The organism is Brucella grignonensis (assembly GCF_002252505.1).
In the GTDB taxonomy this organism is placed as follows: Bacteria; Pseudomonadota; Alphaproteobacteria; order Rhizobiales; family Rhizobiaceae; genus Brucella; species Brucella grignonensis.
Map to the genome: position 1 here is coordinate 225658 of NZ_NNRL01000159.1, position 17646 is coordinate 243303.

A 17646-nucleotide genomic window follows, 5' to 3' on the forward strand; every position below is an offset into this window, starting at 1 on the left:
ACTCATGACGGTTGCTCCCCGGTTTTAGCGGGCTGGGCAGCTTGCCTTTGCTCGATGCGAACGATCCTGACCGTCTGCTGCTGTTTGCCGCTACCAAGACGCAGCTCAGCCGCTCCGAACAGCCGATCGACGATCAAGACGTTCTGGTGAACACGGGAATTGACGATCTGGGTCTCGCCCTCGGAGCCGATGATGAAAATCGGTGGCATCTCTCCCTGCACGATGCCGCGCGGGAAAACGACATAGACACGGCGGCCATCGTCGAAGACGGAAATCGGCCGCCATGGCGGCGTATCTCCGGTCAGGCCGTAACGATAGTTGCGTGCCGCCTCGACCGGGATGATGGGTGCTGCGGGAACGGTTTGGCGCTGACCGGCAGGCAGCGCCGGATAAGACCAGGATACGGACGGCATGTAGAGCGCCTCACGGGCGCGCAGCTCGATCATGTAGGTGCGCCGATCGGTCGTCACCACGAGATTGGTTGAGATGTCGGATCGGGATGGTTTGACGAGAATATGGACTCGGCGCGACGTACCGCTCCCGCTCTCGGTATCGCCAATGATCCAGCGGGCGGTGTCTCCCGCCGCGATCGGTCCCGCGCCGGTCAGGCTTTCGCCCGGCTCCAGCGCAATATTGGTGATCTGGCCCGGTGCGACATAAACCTGATAGAGCGCGCCTTCCGACCAGGGATAGATCTGGATGGCGTTATAGTAACCCTCGCGGCGCGGCTCGACGCGGGCGGCGGCATTGGCGTTCTCTACCCGGCCTGCCGGTGTTCCGGCAGCGGTTCCGCCGCGTGCGACCGTCCAGGCCGGCGGCGTGTGAAGCGGCCGAGGCCGGTCATCGGTGACAGCGGTCGGCACGACGGGCAACGCCGGCACATCGGCATCATAGCTGAACTGCGGCGTCTTGTTGGTGGCGCAGCCTGCCAGCATGGTGACCGAAAGCAACAAAGCTGCAAAGGCGGGTTTACGGAAAACCGGCAAGGCGGAATTGCGGGAAGACGCGATGGTCATTGGCTCATCTCCCGTGACCATGAGATTGCATTGATATAGATGCCGAGTGGATTGGCACGCAGACGCTCGGCATCACGCGGCGTCTGGATCACGATGGTCAGAATCGCTGTCCAGCGCTCTGTCGTGGACAGCTGCCCATTCTCGTAGTGCCGCTCGGTCCAGGCGACGCGGAAGCTGTCGTTCGAGGCGCGGATGACGCTGGAAACCTCGACTGCGATCTGCTGACGCCCGACACGGGTGAACGGATCATTGGCGCGGGCATAGTCGTTGAGCGCGGCCGCTCCCCTGTCCGTGGTGAACTCATAGGCGCGCAGCCAGTTCTGGCGCACGATGATGGCATCCGCTGGGATCGAGCGCGTCTGCTCGATGAAGCGGCCCAGATGAAAGGCGATCTGCGGATCGGTCGGGCGGTAATCGGCCGTGGCTGCGGCGACGGTCTGGGCCTGGCCGAGATTATCGACCTGCACCACCCAGGGCACGACGGTCCCTCGCGCCGATTGCAGCACAAGCGCGGCAGCGAAGCCCGCCGAGAGGATCAGCGAGCCGAAGGCCATATAGCGCCAGTTCTTGGCCTGCACGCGAGCCGAGCCGATGCGCTCGTCCCAGACTTGCGCGGCTTTCTGGTAAGGCGTCTCGGGTTCGGGCGATTTGCCGTAATGGGTCGCTGGACGTCTGAAGATGTTCATGAGCGGTCACTTTCGGAAATGTTGACGGAAGAGCCGCCGCCGTGGCTGTCACCGGAGCGGACGGCATGGGCGGCCATGGTCGTGCCGTGATTGAGCGCGTGATTGAGCGCCTGGCGGCGGTGCATCTGCTGCGCCCATGCAGGTGGGCCGCCCGCCGGTACGGAGGCGGGTGCGGCAGCGCCGGCCACGCTCGTACCGCCAATGGTTCCCTGCGAGGACGATCCACCGGTGACGCCGAGCCCGGCGCGCGCGCCATCGGAGAAGCTGGATTTGACGTTTTCCGCTGCTTTCGAGGCCGTCCGTTTCAGGGGTGATGCGGCGGCGGAGGCTGCCGCGCGGGCAACACCGCCGAGGCCGGAGGCAACACCGGCAGCGCCGGACTGGCCAAGCGAACCGACACTGTAGGCGGCGCTCGCCGCACCTGCGGCGGCAGCACCGCCACGGACAGCCGCAGTTCCACCCGACAGCGCCACTGCCCCTCCCTTCGTGGCCATGCCTGCGGCAGCGCCGCCGGCAAGCATCATGCCGCCAGCGGCGAGACCGGTTCCAACTGCTGCACCTGCGCCAAGCTGCGGGCCGCCAGAAACAAGACCGGAAGCGATGCCGGGACCGAAGATGCCGAGGCCGAGAAGGGAAAGTGCGGCCAGCACGATCGCCATGGCGTCGTCGATGGTCGGCGTCACGCCGCCAAAACCGGCCGTAAACTGCGAGAACAATGTCGAGCCGATGCCGATGATGACGGCCAGCACCAGCACCTTGATGCCGGAGGAGACGACATTGCCAAGAACGCGCTCGGCCATGAAGGCGGTCTTGCCGAAGAGGCCGAAGGGGATGAGGACAAAGCCCGCCAGCGTGGTCAGCTTGAACTCGATCAGCGTGACGAAGAGCTGCACGGCGAGAATGAAGAAGGCCAGCAGTACCAGCGCCCAGGCGAACATCAGGCAGGCGATCTGGATGAAGTTCTCGAAAAACGACCAATAACCCATCATGTCCGAGATGGATTCGAGCAGCGGGCGACCGGCATCGAGGCCAGTCTGCGCCACCTTGCCGGGCCGCAGCAGATCGGCGGCGGAAAAGCTGGTGCCCGAACCTTTCAGGCCAAGACCGGCGAAGCTGTCGAAGATGATCTGGGCGAGATTGTTCCAGTTGCCGATCAGGTATGCGAAGACCCCGACGAAGAGCGTCTTCTTGACCAGCCGGGCGATGATGTCGTCATCCGCACCCCAGGACCAGAACAGTGCCGCGAGCGTCACGTCGATGACGATCAGGGTGGTGGCGATGAAGGCGACCTCGCCGCCAAGCAGGCCGAAGCCGCTGTCGATGTAACTGGTGAAAACACCCAGAAAGTTGTCGATGACGCCGGTGCCGCCCATGGTTCACTGTCCCCCGTTCTGATGCGGAGCGGCGGGCACCGGCGTCCGGCCGAGGAACCGGTCGCGGTTCTCGGCCCAGGTGGCGAGGCAGCCGGGATCGTTCACGGCGGCCTCGCCTAACTGCTGGCAGTGGCGCAGGCTCTGGCGCAGCGGATCGGCAGGCGCCTGAAGCGCCGGCGCCGGACGGGGCTGGGCTGGTTCGTCCTCGCGTGTCATTTCGATCACCGTCGCGGTGATGGCAATGGCCACGAATATGATCGCGCCCAGCCGCGCCAGCATCTTGCCGTCCATGTCGTGCCCCTCCTGTCCGATCAGTTGTTGCCGTTGCCGAACATCCGGGCATTGCCAGGCTGATAGCCCGATCCCGGCGTCAGAAAGCGCTCGCGCTGGATGCGGCCCTGTTCGGCGGCGGTGGCACGCTCGGCCTCGATCAGGGCTTCGGAGCGACCATTGGCGGACATCAGCGCGATAAGGTCGGAAAGCTGCTGCGACTGGAGCGCGAGAAGCTGATTGCCCGCCTGTGTCGCCTGCAACGCGCCGGTCGCGTTCTGGCTCTGCCCTACAAGGGCGGACATTTCAGCGCGGTTGGTGTCAATATTTCCGACGACACCGGCCTGCACGCGCATGGCGTCCTGCAAGCCGCCGACCGTATTCTGCCAGCGGGACCGCGCATCGGCGACGAGCTGGGCGTCGGTCGCGGACAGCAAAACCTTGCCGTATTTCTGCTGGAACATCTGATCGACGTTCTGCACGTCGAAGGCAATGTTCTGCGCCTGGGCCAGAAGCTGCTGCGTGCGCTGGACGTTCTGCTGCAAAGTCTGGAGCGAGGAATATGGCAGACTGGCGAGATTCTTCGCCTGATTGATCAGCATCTGCGCTTCATTCTGAAGAGAGGTGATCTGGTGGTTGATCTGCTCCAGCGTGCGGGCGGCGGTCAGAAGGTTCTGCGCATAATTGGTCGGATCGTAGACGATGCGACCGAAGCCAAAAGCGTGAGCGGGGCTTGTCAGCATGGGCGACAGGGCAACAGGCATGGCGAGCGCCAGTGCCAGCACGGATGCACTGACATATCGGGAAACGGGGATACGGATCATGGCAGGGTCTCCTTTTCTTGGCTGTCATCTGGATGGATTTGATCTGGCGCGACCGGCACAGCGGGCTCAGTCCGTTCGACAAGATTGGTGAGGTTCGGGATCAGATCGACGGCCCATTCGACGCCTCGATCGCGCAGCCAGGCCGCGAGAAAGCCGTCCTGCCCATGCTCGGCGACGAGTTCGGCGATACGGGTCTGATCGGATTTGGATGATGCGGCGCAGAGCGCGAGACCAACTTCGCTGAGGCCAAGCTCGAAAAGGCGATTGCCGCGCCGCGACTGGCAGTAGTAGTCCCGCTTGGGCGTGGCCCGCGCGAGGATCTCGATTTGCCGGTCATTAAGGCCGAAGCGGCGGTAGATTGCCGTGATCTGCGGCTCGATGGCGCGTTCGTTCGGCAGCAGCAGCCGCGTCGGGCAACTTTCGATGATGGCAGACGCGATATTGCTGCCATCGATGTCGGAAAGTGACTGCGTGGCGAAAATGACGGAAGCGTTCTTCTTCCTGAGCGTCTTCAGCCATTCGCGGAGCTGATTGGCGAAACCTTCGTCATCCAGCGCCAGCCAGCCTTCGTCGATGATCAGCAGCGTTGGCCGCCCGTCGAGTCGGTCGCCAATGCGGTGAAACAGATAGGACAGGACGGCAGGCGCAGCCCCTGTGCCGACCAGCCCCTCGATCTCGAAGGCCTGTACATCGGCTGATCCGAGATGTTCGGCCTCCGCATCGAGCAACCGGCCATAGGCGCCGCCAATGCAGTAAGGGCGCAGTGCTTGTTTCAGATCGTTGGATTGCAGCAGCACGGCGAGGCCGGTGATGGTCCGTTCCCCCGCCGGGGCGGATGCCAGCGAAGTCAGCGCCGTCCAGATGTGTTCCTTCACCTCCGGCGTGATGGTCACGCCCTCGCGCATCAAGATTGCGGCGATCCAGTCGGCGGCCCAGGACCGCTCATAGGCGTCATCGATCCGCGCCAGCGGTTGCAGGGAAACGGACGCCTCGTCCCCTTCGGTCAGCCCACCGCCCAGATCATGCCAGTCGCCGCCCATGGCGAGCGCAGATGCCCTGATCGAGCCACCGAAATCGAAAGCGAAGATCTGGCTGCGATCATAGCGACGAAACTGCAGCGCCATCAGCGCCAGCAGCACGGACTTGCCCGCGCCGGTCGGGCCGACGACAAGCGTATGGCCGACATCGCCGACATGAAGGGAAAGCCGGAACGGTGTCGAACCCTCGGTCTTGCCGTAAAGCAAGGGGGGCGCTCCGAGATGTTCGTTCCGTTCCGGCCCCGCCCACACGGCCGATAGCGGGATCATGTGGGCAAGGTTGAGCGTCGAGACCGGCGGCTGCCGGACGTTCGCGTAGGCGTGTCCGGGCAAGGAGCCGAGCCAGGCATCGACAGCATTGACGGTTTCCGGCATGGCCGTGAAATCGCGGCCCTGGATGATCTTCTCGACCAGCCGCAGTTTCTCGTCAGCGATGCGCGGGTTGGCATCCCAAACGGTGACGGTTGCGGTGACATAGGCCATGCCGGCCATGTCGGCGCCAAGTTCCTGCAGGGCCATGTCGGCGTCGAGCGCCTTGTTCGACGCATCCGTGTCCACCAACGCGGATTGCTCGTTGGTCATCACCTCTCTCAGGATCGCGGCGATGGACTTACGCTTGGCGAACCACTGGCGACGGATCTTGGTCAGCAGCTTCGTGGCGTCCGTCTTGTCCATCAGGATCGCGCGGGTCGACCAGCGGTAGGGAAAGGCTAGCCGGTTCATATCGTCGAGAAGGCCGGGCGTCGTCGCGGTCGGGAAGCCTGTAATAGTCAGGATACGTAGATGCTGATCGCCAAGACGCGGCTCTAGCCCGCCGGTCAGCGGCTGATCGGCTAGCAGCGCGTCGAGATGCATCGGCACTTCCGGCACGCGCACGCGGTGGCGGTTGGTGGAAATCGTAGAGTGGAGATAGGTCAGCGTCGCGGCGTCATTGATCCAGTGGCATTCGGGCATGAAGCCATCGAGCAGGGCCAGCACGCGGTCGGTGCGGTCGATGAAGCCGCGCATCAGCTCCCATGGATTGACGCCGGATTGCTCACGGCCCTCATAGAGCCAGGTCTCGGCGCGAGCCGCATCTTCGGCGGGTGGCAGCCAGAGGAAGGTCAGGAAGTAGCCTGACACGAAATGCGTGCCCGCTTCCTCGAAGGCAGCTTTGCGCTCGGCATCGACCAGAGCGGAGGCCGGATCAGGAAATTGGCTGCCGGGATAGGTCGCGGCTTCGCTTCGTTGTGCCTCAACAAAGATCGACCAGCCGGAGCCGAGGCGGCGCACGGCGTTGTTGATACGCCCGGCGACCGCGACTAGTTCGGCGGCAACAGCGGAATCCAGATCCGGCCCGCGAAACTTCGCAGTCCTCTGGAAACTGCCGTCCTTGTTCAGCACGACGCCCGAGCCAACCAGCGCGGCCCAGGGCAGGAAATCCGCGAGGTGGGTAGCGGTACGGCGATATTCGGTGAGGTTCATCATGGCTGCGCCCTCACACCGACAGATGACCGGGTATGCGCAGATGCCTACGGCCCACCTCGACAAAAAGCGGATCGCGTTTGGCAGCCCATACCGCGAGGAAATGACCGACCGCCCAGATGGCGATGCCAACCAGCCAGAGACGAAGGCCGAGGCCGACGGCGCCGGCCAGTGTGCCGTTGACGATGGCAATCGAACGCGGTGCGCCGCCGAGCAGGATATGCTCGGTCAGCGCCCGGTGAACCGGGATGGAGAAGCCCGGCACCGCATCGAGCTGTTCAAACCCGCCCGCCATCAGATGAGCGCCCCGCCGCCGAACGAGAAGAACGACAGGAAGAAGCTCGACGCGGCGAAGGCGATGGACAGGCCGAAGACGATCTGGATCAGGCGGCGGAAGCCGCCGGAGGTATCGCCGAAGGCCAGCGCCAGGCCGGTGGCGATGATGACGATGACGGCGATGATCTTGGCGACAGGACCCTCGATCGACTGGAGGATCGACTGAAGCGGGGCCTCCCAGGGCATGGAGGAGCCGGAGGCGTGTGCGGCAGGCGCCAGCATCAGACTGATGGAAACAGTGGCAGCGGCGGTTGCCATGATGCGGCAGCCGCGTGAAATCGAGCGGATCATGAAGGGTTTCCTTTCGGGGTGGTTGCCAAAGTACTGGGATGCGTGATGGCGTAGTCACCGTCCGGACCCAGCCCATCGACGCGGGCGAGTTCGACCAGGCGGCGGGACGATCCACGTCCGGCAAGAACAGCGACAAGGTCGATGGTTTCGGCGATCAGGGCGCGCGGGACGGTGATGACGGCTTCCTGGATGAGCTGTTCGAGGCGTCGCAGCGCGCCAATGCCGGAACCGGCATGGATGGTGCCGATTCCGCCCGGATGGCCGGTACCCCATGCTTTGAGCAGATCGAGGGCTTCGGACCCGCGCACCTCCCCGACCGGGATGCGATCAGGACGCAGGCGCAGCGAGGAGCGCACCAGATCGGAGAGCGTCGCCACGCCATCCTTGGTGCGCATGGCGACGAGATTAGGCGCGGCGCATTGCAGTTCGCGCGTGTCTTCAATGATCACGACGCGATCCGAAGTCTTGGCGACTTCTGCCAGCAGCGCGTTGGTCAGCGTGGTCTTGCCAGTGGAGGTGCCGCCCGCGACGAGGATATTGGCCCGCGTGGCGACGTTCAGGCGCAACACCTCGGCCTGAGGGCTGGTCATGATCCCGGCGTTTACATAGTCGTCGAGCGTGAACACCGCGACGGCGGGCTTGCGGATGGCAAAGGTCGGCGCCGTGACAACAGGCGGCAGCAACCCTTCGAAGCGCTCTCCGGTCTCAGGCAGTTCGGCCGATACACGCGGACTTCGGGTATGAACTTCGACGCCAACATGATGGGCGACCAACCGGACGATCCGCTCGCCATCAGCCGCAGACAGCCTCTCCCCCGTATTGGCCAGACCTTCGGAGAGCCGATCCACCCAGATGCGGCCATCGGGGTTCAGCATCACCTCGACGACAGCCGGATCTTCCAGAAACCGGGCAATCGATGCCCCGAGTGCGGTGCGCAGCATCCGCGCACCACGCGCAATCGTCTCGGGTTTCTGATGTGATGCGGTCATGGCGGCCCCGTTCATGGCGGGACGCGCAAAAGACGGACCCCGGATTGGGGTCGATTAAAAGAACCTGATTTAGGGCCGTTTCAACAGATGTTTGTGCGCATGCGGGCATCGGCGGCTGACGGCGGCAAATCGGATGGATCGAACGTTCAGGGCTGGTTTCCATCGGCTTCAGCCTGGCGTTGCGCCGAATGATCGTGGGGCGTATCCACATCCCGTGATAGTTCTTTCAGGAACCTGTCGCCAGTTGCAAGACGCCTGCCCAGCGTCTGCATGAAGCCTTCGAAGCGCTCGTTGCCCTTGATGCGTGCCGACTGTTTCGCGCTGTCTGACAGCGGCGGCGTCATGGTGAGCCAGAATTGTACGAACAGCGAAAGCGTCTCGCCGAGGATGGCGACATCTTCGTCCAGCATGTCGAACTGGCGGCCAAGCTTGTCCAGGCGTCGCGACATTGCGGCTTCCAGCCGTTCGGTCGTGTCACCGGACAGGAAGGATGCGACCGCCGCCTCGATCACTGCGGATTTGGAAACATTGCGGCGCAGCGCCAGGCCTTCGACCTGCTTCAGCAGATCCGGGGAGAAGTAGACGTTCATGCGGGTGCGGCTCGTCATGCCTGTCTTCCTTCTCAAAGGTCGATGCCGTCATTGGGGTCGAGAGATGCCTGCCGCGCGACCATGCGCATCCGCTGACGCATGGCGCGGGCCTTGGCGGCATCGACGTCGGGCTCATCATCGAGAAAGTCGAACTCCTGCGATGGCGGCGGTGGTGCCGGGATGATTTCCTCATGCTCGGGAAGCTCCGGCTCACGACGGATACCGGCATTGGCAGGATCGCCGTCGGACGTGTTCGACGCGGGTCCGTGGCCAACCGTGGGCGTAACAACACGGCTCGTCCAGTCGTCTGGTGCCGATGTTTCCATCTTCACCGACTGCTTGCGTAGATCGGGCGGCGGCAGCACCCGTTCCTGAAGCCGCGCATCGGCATAGTAGCGCGCCTTGGCGGCGCGGATGGGCGGCACACCCGCTACCATGACGATCTCGTCGGTTGGCGGAAGCTGCATGATTTCGCCCGGTGTCAGGAGTGGCCGCGCCGTTTCCTGCCGCGACACCATAAGGTGCCCCAGCCATGGCGCGAGGCGATGGCCCGCATAGTTGGTGGAATCGCGCATTTCCGTGGCCGTGCCGAGCGCGTCACTGATCCGTTTGGCGGTGCGTTCATCGTTGGCAGCAAAGGCGACACGCACATGGCAGTTGTCGAGAATGGCGTTGTTCTGCCCATAGGCGCGCTCGATCTGGTTGAGCGACTGCGCGATCAGGAACGCTTTGAGGCCGTAGCCGGCCATGAAGGCGAGCGCCGATTCAAAGAAATCAAGCCGCCCGAGCGCGGGGAACTCGTCCAGCATCAACAGGAGACGATGGCGTTTTCCGGTGGTTTCCAGTTCCTCGGTCAGCCGCCGCCCGACCTGATTGAGGATCAGACGGATCAGCGGCTTGGTCCGGTTGATGTCCGAGGGCGGTACGACGAGGTAGAGGCTGACCGGTTCTTTTGCTCCGACCAGATCAGCAATGCGCCAGTCGCAGCGGGCCGTCACGCGGGCCACGACCGGATCTCGGTAGAGACCGAGAAAGGACATCGCCGTGGACAGCACGCCGGAGCGTTCGTTCTCGGACTTGTTAAGCAGTTCGCGTGCCGATGAGGCGATGACGGGATGCACACCGGCTTCGCCCAGATGCGGCGTGTCCATCATGGCGCGCAAGGTCGCCTCGACCGGACGGCGCGGATCGGACAGAAAGCTCGCGACCCCCGCCAGCGTCTTGTCCTTCTCGGCATAGAGAACATGCAGGATGGCGCCGACCAGTAGCGAATGGCTGGTCTTTTCCCAATGGTTGCGCTTGTCGAGACTGCCCTCGGGATCGACCAGAATATCCGCGATGTTCTGGACATCGCGGACTTCCCACTCCCCCTGACGGACTTCCAGCAGCGGGTTGTAAGCTGCGGAATGCACATTGGTCGGATCGAACAGCAGGACGCGGCCGTGATGGGACCGGAAGCCGGCCGTCAGATTCCAGTTCTCCCCCTTGATGTCGTGCACGATGCAACTTCCCGGCCAGGTCAGCAGCGTCGGCACAACGAGACCGACGCCTTTGCCTGATCGGGTGGGCGCGAAACAAAGGACATGCTCGGGGCCGTCGTGCCGGAGATAGTCCTTGCTGTGCCTGCCAAGGACCACGTCATCGGGACCGAGCAGTCCGGCAGCATGGATTTCCTTGTCCTCGGCCCATCGCGCAGAACCGTAGGTGGCGACGTTGCGCGCCTCGCGCGCCCGGATGATCGACATGAAAAAAGCGGCGGCGATAGCGAACAACGCCCCGGACGTGGCGATGAACGCGCCCTCGGTGAAAATACCGGGCGCATAGGCGTCATAGGAAAACCACCACCAGAAGAAGGCCGGAGGATAATAGACCGGCCATCCCGCAACATCGAACCATGGATTGCCGAGCTGGGGCTGAAAGCCAAGGCGGAAGGCCACCCATTGTGTCGAAGTCCAGACCATCACCAGGACAATGGTGAATACGACAATGATCTGGCCCCAGAGTATTCGGCCACCACGCATACAGGCTCCAATCGGCAAGAGAGTCGGAGCCGATCAAAGAATAGACGTTTTCGAAAGCGGCAACAGGAAAAGCAGGGATGCCGTGTTGCCGGATACTATCGGCGGCACATCGGACAGGCCCTTTCAGATGCCGATGTCGACAGAACAATTTGCGAGGTGCCAGATCGGCAAAGGCTCAAATCCCGAGCCCTCGTGTTCGCCCCATTTGCCACGATACCGATCCACCCTGCACGATGCCCGCAACCTCGCGGCCGAGCTGGCGGTCGATCACTGGCCGCCATGGGACAAGAGTGAACTCGTGGCTCTTTTCGACAATGGCGAACTTGCCGCTCGATAGATGTGCGATCCCGGTGAACTTGCCGCTGATATTTTCGCCATCGGCAGCCGCCCGGAACGGCAAGCCTTTGCTGCTGGCCATTTCCGCACCGACGCGGGCCACTTCCCTTTCTCGCAGATTGGCGAGCAGGTTGCGCCGATAGAGGATGCGTCCATTCTGCTGCCGCGTGGCATCGCCCTGTGCGATATGGTGTTCACGCCGCTGGTCCATAGCCTCGCGCACCTGCTGGCCGAACCCTGCCGGGGTAAGGTCCGAGGCGTCCGGTGTGACCAATCGCCGGTCCAGCCAGGTCGCGCCATCGGCGCCGATCTGTTTTTCCAGATCGAAGGTCGAGACGACACGGATGCTGGCCTGCCGGTTGCGACCGGCATCATAGGCGGTGGCGCGGCTCTCGAAGTCTTCGGGGATGCGCCACTGGTCGGCGTCGATCCGCTCGGCAATCCCGGCCCGGCGTAGCGACTCCAATCGCCGGACATGGGCATCGACATAGCCCTCATAATCGCCACCCGGCACACGTCCCTCGAACTTCGCCTGTTCGAGGTGGCGGCTCGGTCGGTAGATACCATTTTCCGAGATCGCAGCGATGGTGCGATCAGAGGGACGTTGTGCTGTATCGGCGGGACCGACTTCCACGATGCTGCCGATCCGGGCATCTTCGACGCGGGCCGGATCAATGCCGGGAAGATGGTGTGTTCGCCCGTCGATGCCGTCCACCACGAGCGTCAGGTTCTCGCCCATCTCGTCGGCGAGATATTTGTCCACGACGCGGCCGGTGATGGGCGCCGCGGGTGCGGCATCGTGAAGCTGGAAGGTCATCGGATCACGTTCCTGCCCATCGACCTTCAGCGCCTCTTGCAAGTTACGGATGATGTCGCCGCGCTCGCCGAGTTCACGCAGCGCCGGTTCCATCTTCGCGCCAAGCTCCCAGACGCCGGGTGCATGTTCCGTAGCCAGCCCCATCTTTTCCAGCTTGGCGAGACGGCGCAGGCGAAGTGTGCGGTTGAACTGGCGGCGTGCATCTGCCGGTTCGTGGCGCAGATCGAGGAACCTTTCGTCGGCTTCCTCGGTCATGGCGCGATCGATGCGCGTGAAGCGGTCCTGATCGATTTCGGCAGACAGCTTGCGGCTCTGCTCGATCTCGGTCACGGGGCCGAGTTCCAGCGTGGTCAGTTCGCTCGCCCGCTCACGAATACCATTGGCGAGATAGTCGCCATTGATAACCAGGTTCTCGCCCAGATCGTCCTTCCCCCGAACAATGACATGGACATGGGGATGGCCGGTATTGTGGTGATTGACCGCCACCCAATCGAGTTTCGTGCCAAGGTCGGCCTCGATGCGGCTCATCAGATCGCGGGTGTGTTCGGTGAGGTCGGAAAGATCGGCGGCATCTTCTGGCGAAACGATAAAGCGGAACTGGTGGCGATCGTCCTTGCCGCGATCAAGGAAGGCATCTCCATCGGCGCGGTCCTCCGTGGCGGAATAGAGCTGGCCACGTTCGCCATCGCGCGAGGTGCCGTCGCGCTGGATGTAGCGCAGATGGGCGGTCCCTTTGCCGCTCTTCCCCGCGCTCTGGACGTACCGGGTTTTGACGACGACGCGGCGCACTCCGGCTGCGCTGTGACGCCACCCGCCCGACAGGGTTCGGGCGCGGACATAGGCCGCGCCACGGCCACGCTTGACGCCCGGACCTTTGCTCGCCCGCGATGCCTTCCCGCTCTTTCCGGCCGAACCAGATGAAGACGACGAGGAAGTCCGTGATGCGAATGATGATGATCGACCGGGACCGTTGCTATGCTGACGCGCCAGCTTTTTTGCCTGCGTCAGAAAGCTCTTGGCTTTGCCCGCTTTCGGCACGTCGAATTTGATCCGGCCCGGCCTGGGGCGAAAGCGGTTCTCGTCGTCGGCGCTCATGAGCGCATCCCATGCCGTTCAGGCACGCAAACGGCTAATCTTCGGCTATAGTGCCGGTCAAAACCCAGTAAAGCCAAGGCTTTGCGCCATATCGCGGCACGCGAGGCCCAAAAGCAGGGTGCCGTGCGCCGCGCCCCAAAGCAGTGTGCAGACAAGGGCTTGCCCAGAAACAAGCCCGACAGGGTGCCTGTTTCCTTTATCTTGCCCTCCGCCTTTCTTCCCCTTTTTGCCCTTCCTGCCGGGAATGCAGCCAGGCGACCCCTTGCCTGACTGCACACCGGAAGCGGACCGAAAGTGCGTGGAGACACCATGCTCATGGCTCGTCTCCATTGCCCGCACGGGCCACGAATATGCCGCCGTCCTGCGGCTCCTGATCGACGGAAACGCGCATAGGAACGGTTGCGCGGACGTCGTTCGACGGTTGATTGGCCGTCGCCGAATGGCCGCTGGATTGCACAACGAAGAGCGGAGCTTCGCGCCAATCCGGCGGTGGCGGCGGCACATCAGGCGCAGTCGCCCTGCCAAGAACAGGTGCGAGCGTGGCGACATAGGCGCGCGTTTCAGCGGGCAAAGTGCGGCCCGTCGCCAGATGCTCGTCATAGCGACCGGGACCAGCATTGTAGGCGGCAAGCATGGCCGCAACATTGCCATAGCGGTCCCACATCTCGCGCAGATACGCCGTGCCTGCGAAGATGTTATCGCGCGGATCGTAAGGGTCGCGCCCGAGACCATGGCGGCGGCGCAGGCCCGCCCAGGTATCGGGCATGACCTGCATCAGTCCCATCGCGCCCGCCGATGAAATTGCGCGCACATCGCCCGCGCTTTCCACGCGCAGCACGGCTCGAATCCAGTGCTCTGGAATGCCGAAACGCTGTGACGCCTCGGCAATGAACGCAGCATGGGGATGCGCGGTGACAGGCGCAGGTTGCAGCGTGACCTGCGCCATGGCCGGCATCGAGCCGCTGCCAGCCGACAGCAGGGCCGTGAAGAGAAGAAAGGTGCGGGATCGCATGATCTCAGTCGCGATCTTCGCGGGGCCGCGGGCGGCTCCAGTGCAGCGACCATGACGAGCCTGCATCGTCGTCGCGGAACAGGTTGGCGCGGATCGGGTGCGGTAAGGCCGGATCGTCGAGCAGCACCGAGAGATATTCGCCAGCCTTTTCGCCGGTGCGTTTCCATGCAGCACCGACCTCGGGACCGTCATGCTCAATGTAATGGACGCGATAGTCCGGCGCATTCTCCGCATCGGAATGTTCAGCGGGCACGATGACGAGATCGCGCTTCATGGTGAGCGTGACGAGCTGACCGGCGAAGCCGGATGCGTCACGCGCAAATTGACCGATCTGTGGCATGGTATGTCTCCTGTGTTGGTGGGTTTGGCGTGGGTTCAATGCGTGACCGCCCGCCATTCGTAGCGGCCATCGCCTTCCTCATCGGTCCAGAGCGGAAGCGCCCGGCCGATGACGGAACTGGCGGGAACAGGTCCGAAGTAACGGCCGTCGAGGCTGTCCCGGATTTCCCAATTCATGAGGAAGAGTTCGCCGTCGCGGATGATGCGGCAGCCCTGCCAGACCGGCAGATCGCGTCCCATCCGGTCGCGCTCCAGTGCATCGCCCATCTCGACGTTATCGACGGTGATCGTCGCACCGCTGCGACAGACGCGCTGTCCCGGCAAGCCGAGGACGCGTTTCAGCAGCGGCACGCCCCGCCCGATATAGCCGCGCTCGACCATGAACCGCTCCAGCGGTTCGGGCGGCGCGATGACGACGAGTTCAGGAACTTCGACCACATCGGCAGGAACAACTGTGTAGAAGCCGATGGGCGCGCTGGCGGTCGCATTCCAGATCAGCCTGGTTGGCGGATCGGCAACGGCCGTGGCGACAAGCGTACCGACGGCCAACATGGACACGGCGAGGATATGACGGCGGCTCATGGTGCGATCCTCCGGCGGCTGACCCATGCGGCATGGCGTTCCGGCGTGTAGGGGTTGGGGTCCTGACCGGCGATCATGCGGTTGTGGACGTGCCGCCAATGGTCCGGCGCAGCATCCGCAGGATCGACGCCAAGCGCGTCCACGGCGTCGATGGCGGCCAGCGCTTGCTGCACCTTTGGCCAGCCATCAATACGCAGCAGGATCTCGCCGCCGGGGCGAACGAAGGGCACGGTCTGGAACGGCTCGCCACGCCCGACAGCGCGCAGTATGTCGAGCCGCGAGACGATGGTGCCGTAGTCGTTGGAGGCCCAGCGGACGAAGGCGAAGATGCTTTCGGGTGCGAAGCCGACGAGACTGCGGCGGCGGTCGATGATCTGCTCAAAGCTCTTGTGGCCGAAGCGTATCCAGTGCTCAACCTTCCGCTTCTGGAAGGCCAGTTCGACAAGTGTGGTGAAGGGCGCTGGACCGTCCGCCAGCGGATGTTCATGCGCACCACGCCCGGTTTTGCCGGTCATGGCCGGTCTCCTTCGGTGGGTGGAAACTCGCGGCCCAGCAGCTCGCGCAGCATCACGGCGACGGTGACGCCGCGCCGGAAAGCGGCCACCTTGATGCGCCCGCGCAGTTCGGGTGTGATGTCGATGGTCAGGCGGGCGGTAAACGCCTCGGCAGCCATCTTTCCGGTTGCCGGCGCATCGGCGGCCCTGACCCAGCTATCGGGATTACCCGGACGCGATGCGAAGCCGGATTTGGCGGGTGGACGTGTCATCGCACAATCCTCCCGATCCCGAGGCTATCGATCTCGGCCACCAGCGCTGTGACCTCCTGTGCAGCCCGTTCGCCGCCATCGGTCTCTGAGACCAGTCGCCCAGTTTGTGCGGCTTCAGCAAAGGCGACGCGCTGGCCGATGGTCGTGGCCAGCAACGGCGGATCTTGGTCCGCCAGTGTCTCAGCCGTTTCGCGGGCGATGACGGTGCGCGCAGCGCATCGGTTCAGCAGAAAACGGGCGGCCAGTTCAGGACGATAGATGCGTGCTTCGTTCAGAAGCGCCAGCATCTCGGCGGAGGCCCAGCCGTCGAAAGGAGATGGCTGCACCGGGACCAGCACCAGATCGGCTGCAAGCAGCGCTGAGCGCATCAGACCAGCGACACGGGGCGGACCATCGATGACGACATGGTCGGCGTCACGCGCCAGCTCCGGCGCTTCCCGGTGCAGCGTATCGCGGGCCAGGCCGATGACACTGAACAGCCTTGGCAGCCCTTCATGGCCACGCCGCTGCGACCAGTCGAGTGCGGAGCCTTGCGGATCGGCGTCGATCAGGATGACGCGTTTGCCTTCCGCAGCCCACGCACCGGCGAGATGCAGCGCCAACGTGGTTTTTCCGACACCGCCTTTCTGATTGAGGAGAGCGACGATCATCGCTGTCCTCCCGGCTTGCCGAGAGGAAGTTCAGGCGTGCTTGTTGACGCGGGCGATCCTTGCTTTGGGGGTGTCAGCTTGCCTTTATGGGCACCCGATCTGAGGGCCGCACCAGCCTTCGCGATGAGCTTTTCCACATCGCGCCGCCGCTCTTCAAAGTTAGATTCTGTGTTAGACTTTAAGTTAAGGGCGCGATTTTCGCTTTTGTTACCGAAGGATAGGAGGTGTTTGGGTTCCCGATAGCACGAGCCTCCGGTTCCTGATGGCACGATAGTCCGGGTTCCCGATAGCACGAGACTATCCACAGGTTTTCCACAGGCCGGGACAGGCTCGAAAGCGAGCAGCATCCGGCCGCCGGTTTCGACCTCGGCGAACAGGGTGTAGCCGGGCAGTGGCTGGCGGCGGATAATGTCGCGCAGCTCGAAGGCGAAGCGCTTGAACGGCGACAGACTGCCCGATTTCTGGTGCAGGTGACGGAAGTCGAACCGCCAACCGTTTTTCTGTCGCCCACCATGCTTGCGCACCAGGCGATAGAGCCAGCGATCCAACCCGCCGGTCAGATTGAAATAGGCCCGGTCGATGGTGAGGATCAGGGCGTCATCCAGAACCGCACTGTAGAACCAGTCGGGCACGATCATCTCGATGCCGTCCGGACGGCCATTGGCATCGGTCCGCTCGTGCCATTCGTTGATCCACGAAAAACGATGTCGCCGTCCATTCGCGCGCTGGCGGATCGAGGTTGCAACCGTGGTCGATTGCAGCCGGTCCAGCGCCGCCTTCAGGCGCTGATAGTCCCTCAGGGAGGTTCCGCGCCCTGTGAATGTCAGGATTTCATAAGGCGTTGCCGCCATCAGGCGCGACGTGCGCAGACCGGCGTCCCGCGCTTCCACGATCTGGCTGGCCGCCCAGATCAGTATATCGGCGTCCCAGATCGTCGCCATACCGTGATCGGGAACAGCTTCGACACGGATCGAGACGTTGCCCAAGGCAAAGTCAATCGGGCGGCTACGGTGCGATTTGGAAAGGGAAAAGAAAGGATAGGCCATGAGATCCTGCGCGTCTCGTGGTGCGAATTCCCCGGGAAGCGCCCGAAACAGATCGAGTTGCCCGCGTTCCGAGGCGGATGGGTGCTGCGCTGCCATCAGGGGCCGA

Annotated in this window: 19 protein-coding genes; all 19 read right to left on the reverse strand. The window is 63.5% G+C overall.

Going from position 1 to position 17646, the window contains the following annotated elements:
- Window positions 1-2: 2 nt before the first annotated feature.
- The 19 genes from trbG to CEV33_RS11860 all read right to left on the reverse strand — a co-directional run bounded on the left by trbG (window position 3) and on the right by CEV33_RS11860 (window position 17636).
- A complete protein-coding gene (trbG, locus tag CEV33_RS11765) occupies window positions 3-1016 on the reverse strand; it encodes a P-type conjugative transfer protein TrbG (RefSeq protein ID WP_094540676.1) in 1014 nt (337 codons plus the stop codon).
- Window positions 1013-1702 (reverse strand): conjugal transfer protein TrbF, encoded by a 690-nt coding sequence (gene trbF / locus CEV33_RS11770; RefSeq protein WP_076528467.1) that lies wholly within the window; start codon window positions 1700-1702, stop codon window positions 1013-1015. Before trbF ends, trbG begins: the two co-directional genes overlap by 4 nt.
- The gene (gene trbL / locus CEV33_RS11775) at window positions 1699-3075 is read right to left on the reverse strand and encodes a P-type conjugative transfer protein TrbL (RefSeq protein ID WP_094540677.1); all 1377 of its coding nucleotides are present in this window, start codon (window positions 3073-3075) and stop codon (window positions 1699-1701) included. Before trbL ends, trbF begins: the two co-directional genes overlap by 4 nt.
- Window positions 3076-3078: 3 nt before the next feature.
- Window positions 3079-3366 carry a putative entry exclusion protein TrbK-alt gene (gene trbK-alt / locus CEV33_RS11780; RefSeq protein ID WP_024899165.1) on the reverse strand — a complete coding sequence of 96 codons (288 nt, stop codon included), beginning with the start codon at window positions 3364-3366 and terminating at the stop codon, window positions 3079-3081.
- A 20-nt stretch (window positions 3367-3386) separates the two neighbouring features.
- The gene (trbJ, locus tag CEV33_RS11785; protein WP_094540678.1) at window positions 3387-4169 is read right to left on the reverse strand and encodes a P-type conjugative transfer protein TrbJ; all 783 of its coding nucleotides are present in this window, start codon (window positions 4167-4169) and stop codon (window positions 3387-3389) included.
- Window positions 4166-6673 carry a conjugal transfer protein TrbE gene (gene trbE, locus CEV33_RS11790; protein WP_094540679.1) on the reverse strand — a complete coding sequence of 836 codons (2508 nt, stop codon included), beginning with the start codon at window positions 6671-6673 and terminating at the stop codon, window positions 4166-4168. The genes trbJ and trbE overlap by 4 nt, the downstream gene beginning before the upstream one ends.
- A 10-nt stretch (window positions 6674-6683) precedes the next feature.
- On the reverse strand, window positions 6684-6965 hold the full coding sequence (locus CEV33_RS11795; protein WP_009450537.1) for a VirB3 family type IV secretion system protein: 282 nt from the start codon (window positions 6963-6965) through the stop codon (window positions 6684-6686).
- A complete protein-coding gene (locus tag CEV33_RS11800; RefSeq protein WP_076528472.1) occupies window positions 6965-7297 on the reverse strand; it encodes a TrbC/VirB2 family protein in 333 nt (110 codons plus the stop codon). The genes CEV33_RS11795 and CEV33_RS11800 overlap by 1 nt, the downstream gene beginning before the upstream one ends.
- Window positions 7294-8286: a P-type conjugative transfer ATPase TrbB gene (gene trbB / locus CEV33_RS11805; protein WP_076528474.1), complete on the reverse strand. Its 993-nt coding sequence runs from the start codon at window positions 8284-8286 to the stop codon at window positions 7294-7296. The genes CEV33_RS11800 and trbB overlap by 4 nt, the downstream gene beginning before the upstream one ends.
- A gap of 146 nt (window positions 8287-8432) precedes the next feature.
- The gene (locus CEV33_RS11810) at window positions 8433-8894 is read right to left on the reverse strand and encodes a ribbon-helix-helix domain-containing protein (protein ID WP_094540680.1); all 462 of its coding nucleotides are present in this window, start codon (window positions 8892-8894) and stop codon (window positions 8433-8435) included.
- 14 nt (window positions 8895-8908) lie between these two features.
- Window positions 8909-10897 carry a conjugal transfer protein TraG gene (locus CEV33_RS11815; RefSeq protein ID WP_094540681.1) on the reverse strand — a complete coding sequence of 663 codons (1989 nt, stop codon included), beginning with the start codon at window positions 10895-10897 and terminating at the stop codon, window positions 8909-8911.
- Between the two features lie 175 nt (window positions 10898-11072).
- Window positions 11073-13145, reverse strand: a complete 2073-nt coding sequence (locus tag CEV33_RS24690) for a relaxase/mobilization nuclease domain-containing protein (protein ID WP_094540682.1) — start codon at window positions 13143-13145, stop codon at window positions 11073-11075.
- 313 nt (window positions 13146-13458) lie between these two features.
- Window positions 13459-14223 carry a lytic transglycosylase domain-containing protein gene (locus CEV33_RS11830; RefSeq protein WP_445433018.1) on the reverse strand — a complete coding sequence of 255 codons (765 nt, stop codon included), beginning with the start codon at window positions 14221-14223 and terminating at the stop codon, window positions 13459-13461.
- The gene (locus CEV33_RS11835) at window positions 14162-14497 is read right to left on the reverse strand and encodes a DUF736 domain-containing protein (protein WP_009450545.1); all 336 of its coding nucleotides are present in this window, start codon (window positions 14495-14497) and stop codon (window positions 14162-14164) included. The genes CEV33_RS11830 and CEV33_RS11835 overlap by 62 nt, the downstream gene beginning before the upstream one ends.
- Window positions 14498-14532: 35 nt before the next feature.
- Window positions 14533-15078, reverse strand: a complete 546-nt coding sequence (locus CEV33_RS11840; RefSeq protein WP_009450546.1) for a S26 family signal peptidase — start codon at window positions 15076-15078, stop codon at window positions 14533-14535.
- Window positions 15075-15593 carry a DUF2840 domain-containing protein gene (locus tag CEV33_RS11845; RefSeq protein WP_009450547.1) on the reverse strand — a complete coding sequence of 173 codons (519 nt, stop codon included), beginning with the start codon at window positions 15591-15593 and terminating at the stop codon, window positions 15075-15077. The genes CEV33_RS11840 and CEV33_RS11845 overlap by 4 nt, the downstream gene beginning before the upstream one ends.
- Window positions 15590-15844: a hypothetical protein gene (locus CEV33_RS11850; RefSeq protein ID WP_009450548.1), complete on the reverse strand. Its 255-nt coding sequence runs from the start codon at window positions 15842-15844 to the stop codon at window positions 15590-15592. Before CEV33_RS11850 ends, CEV33_RS11845 begins: the two co-directional genes overlap by 4 nt.
- Window positions 15841-16494, reverse strand: a complete 654-nt coding sequence (gene parA, locus CEV33_RS11855) for a ParA family partition ATPase (RefSeq protein WP_035746336.1) — start codon at window positions 16492-16494, stop codon at window positions 15841-15843. Before parA ends, CEV33_RS11850 begins: the two co-directional genes overlap by 4 nt.
- Window positions 16491-17636, reverse strand: a complete 1146-nt coding sequence (locus CEV33_RS11860; protein ID WP_094540685.1) for a replication initiator protein A — start codon at window positions 17634-17636, stop codon at window positions 16491-16493. The genes parA and CEV33_RS11860 overlap by 4 nt, the downstream gene beginning before the upstream one ends.
- Window positions 17637-17646: the final 10 nt, after the last annotated feature.